Origin of the sequence: Parvibaculum sp., from assembly GCF_040882025.1 — a bacterium.
Lineage (GTDB): Bacteria > Pseudomonadota > Alphaproteobacteria > Parvibaculales > Parvibaculaceae > Parvibaculum.
Genome location: NZ_JBBECC010000042.1, coordinates 1 through 2574, shown reverse-complemented (window position 1 = coordinate 2574; position 2574 = coordinate 1). Strand labels below are relative to the sequence as shown.

The following is a 2574-nucleotide window of genomic DNA, read 5'->3' as shown; positions in this document are numbered from 1 at the left end:
CGCATATCGGCGAACAGGCGCGCATGGCCCTTGATCGTTGGCGCCCGCGCGTTTGCCCGGCCTGAACCCGGAATAAAAATATCGTCCCGGCATTTGTATGCCCCGGCGCAAATCCAAACACCGGCGTCACCCCGGCGAAAGCCCAAAAACAAACTCCGGGCGCGCCTGCAATCCCCAAACTCGTCATTGCGAGGAGCGTAGCGACGAAGCAACCCAGAAAGCGTCGAATGCGGGTTTTGCGGCTTTCTGGGTTGCTTCGCTTCGCTCGCAATGACGAGCGTAGGAAAAGGGATTGGACAACCACATTCTCCCGGCGCGACCTGTCCGCCGGCTTGTCCGCCGTAGCTTTGGCGAAGGCGGAAGCCTTTGGCGAAGGCGGAAGCGCCATCAAACCGTCTTCGCGCCTTCGCGTGAGAATTTCTTTCTTCTCTTCTTTTCTCTGCGTCTCTGCGCCTCTGCGTGAACCCCTTCTTCCTTTCTCCTCCGCGTGAACCCCTTCCTTCCTTCAACTTCCCCCCAGCCGCTTCGACATCACGGCGACCTCGTCCTGCGCATAGCCGAGCCCGGCATAAAACCCCATGGCGCCCTCGTTCCCCGTCCGCACCATCAGATTGAGCTTCCACACGCCCCGCGCGCGAAGCCATTGCTCCGCCGCTTCCATGATCGCGCGCCCGAGGCCGAGGCCCCTGAGCGCCGGATCGACCGCGACGTAATAGACCGCGCCCCGGTGCCCGTCATGGCCGACCATCACGCTCGCCGCGATCCGCCCGTCGCGCTCGATCACCAGCACGTCGGAGGCCGGCCCGCCGCGGGCAAAGGCGATGTCGGCCGCCGGGTCGTTCCAGGGCCGCGTCAGCCCCGCCGCCGTCCACAGCGCCACAAGCGCGGGCCCGTCACCGTCCCGCGCCGCCCGCGCGCCCGGGCCGCCCTTGTGTGATTCGATATCCATCTGCGGCATGTGCCTTCTCCGTTTCCCCCTGAGAAAGCGGCCAATCCTGCCCGGTTCGGGCCAGGCGCGCTACCCCGTCGCGCTCGCCCGCACTCTCCTCTATACTTTCCCTCCAGCCCCCGGGGACATCATGCTTTCGAACATCGTCATCCTGCTCGTTCTGATCCTCGTGAACGGGTTTTTTTCGATGTCCGAGATGGCGCTGGTCTCGGCGCGGCGCCAGCGGCTGCAGGCGCTCCTGTCGGCGCGCAAGCGGGCGGGCACGGCCACCGCCCCGGTCGAAACGGCCCTCAAGCTCCATGCCGAGCCCGGCCGCTTCCTCTCCTCGGTGCAGATCGGCATCACCCTGGTCGGCGTCTTCACCGGCGCCTTCGGTGGTGCGGTGCTGGCGGGGCCGCTCTCGGCCTTCATGCTCGACTGGCCATGGATCGGTCCTTACGCCGAACCCGTCGCCTTCGGCTTCGTCGTCATCATCCTGACCTATCTGACGCTGATCCTCGGCGAACTGGTGCCCAAGCGCATCGCCTTGTCGAACCCCGAAGCCATCGCCGCCGGCATCGCCCGGCCGATGCGCGGCTTTGCCCGCATGCTGGCGCCCGCCGTCACCTTTCTCTCGCATTCGACCGAATGGGTGCTGAAGCTCTACGGCATCACCGGCCTTGAGGTGCCGCGCGTCACCGAAGACGAGATCCGGCATCTGGTCGAGGAGGGCGCGGCCTCGGGCGCCATCGAAGGCGTCGAGCGCGACATCGTCAACCGCGTCTTCCGTCTCGGCGACACCCGCATCAGCGAGATCATGACACCGCGCCTGCAGCTCGTCTGGCTCGACACCGAACAGCCGGTCGAGGCCAATCTGGCGCTGGTCCGCCGCGAGCAGAAGATGCGCTATCCGGTCCGGCGCGGCGCCAACGGGCCCTTCATCGGCATGGTCCGGCTCGAGGAACTCTTCCTGCACCCGCAGAACAATGACGAGCTGCTGGCGCGCATGTCGCCGCCGCTCTACATCCCGCGCACCGCGAGCGTGTTGAAGGCGCTGAGCATTCTGCAGTCCGAAAACATGTTCATGGCCTTCGTCATCGACGAATATGCCGATGTCGTCGGCACGCTGACCATGTCGGAAGTCTTCTTCGCGATGATCGGCGACCTTTCGGACCATGCCGGCGTCGACCGCAACCCCGCCGTCACCATCCGCGACGACGGCTCCTACATCATCGACGGCGTCGTCTCGGTCGACGAGGTGCGCCGCCTGCTGAAACTCGCAAAGCTCCCCGGCGACGAAAGCGGCGAGGTCAACACGCTGGCCGGCGTCATGTTCAACTGGTTCGGCCGCCTGCCGCGCGAAGGTGATTATTTCGGCTGGAACGGATACCGCTTCGAAGTCGTCGACATGGACGGCCCCCGCATCGACAAGGTCCTGATCGTCCCCGCGCAGAACTTGCCCATCGGCAGCGCGCTGGCGCGGAGTGCGGATTGAGCGGGGCGTTCGACGATCTTTCTCTGAGCCAAACTAAAATAAAAGTGTCATCCCGGGGCTTGTTGCATCTGCGTTTGCCCCACACCACCCCAATTCGTCTTTGCCGGGCTTGACCCGGCAATCCAGAAGCCGCGCGGAGCGCGGCGTCTCT

The 2574-nt window shown here is 65.3% G+C and carries 2 protein-coding genes; one reads left to right on the top strand and one right to left on the bottom strand.

Going from position 1 to position 2574, the window contains the following annotated elements; translation table 11 throughout:
- Nucleotides 1–505: 505 nt before the first annotated feature.
- Nucleotides 506–958, bottom strand: coding sequence for a GNAT family acetyltransferase (locus WEB61_RS02680; RefSeq protein ID WP_368062786.1), 453 nt, complete (start codon nucleotides 956–958; stop codon nucleotides 506–508).
- Between the two features lie 121 nt (nucleotides 959–1079).
- Between WEB61_RS02680 and WEB61_RS02675 the strand changes: the two genes are divergently transcribed.
- Nucleotides 1080–2423: a hemolysin family protein gene (locus tag WEB61_RS02675; protein WP_368062785.1), complete on the top strand. Its 1344-nt coding sequence runs from the start codon at nucleotides 1080–1082 to the stop codon at nucleotides 2421–2423.
- Nucleotides 2424–2574: the final 151 nt, after the last annotated feature.

Excerpts from the sequence above, each read along its gene's own strand:
- WEB61_RS02680 (WP_368062786.1), bottom strand. The coding sequence starts at position 958 with ATGCCGCAGATGGATATCGAATCACACAAGGGCGGCCCGGGCGCGCGG.
- WEB61_RS02675 (WP_368062785.1), top strand. The coding sequence starts at position 1,080 with ATGCTTTCGAACATCGTCATCCTGCTCGTTCTGATCCTCGTGAACGGG.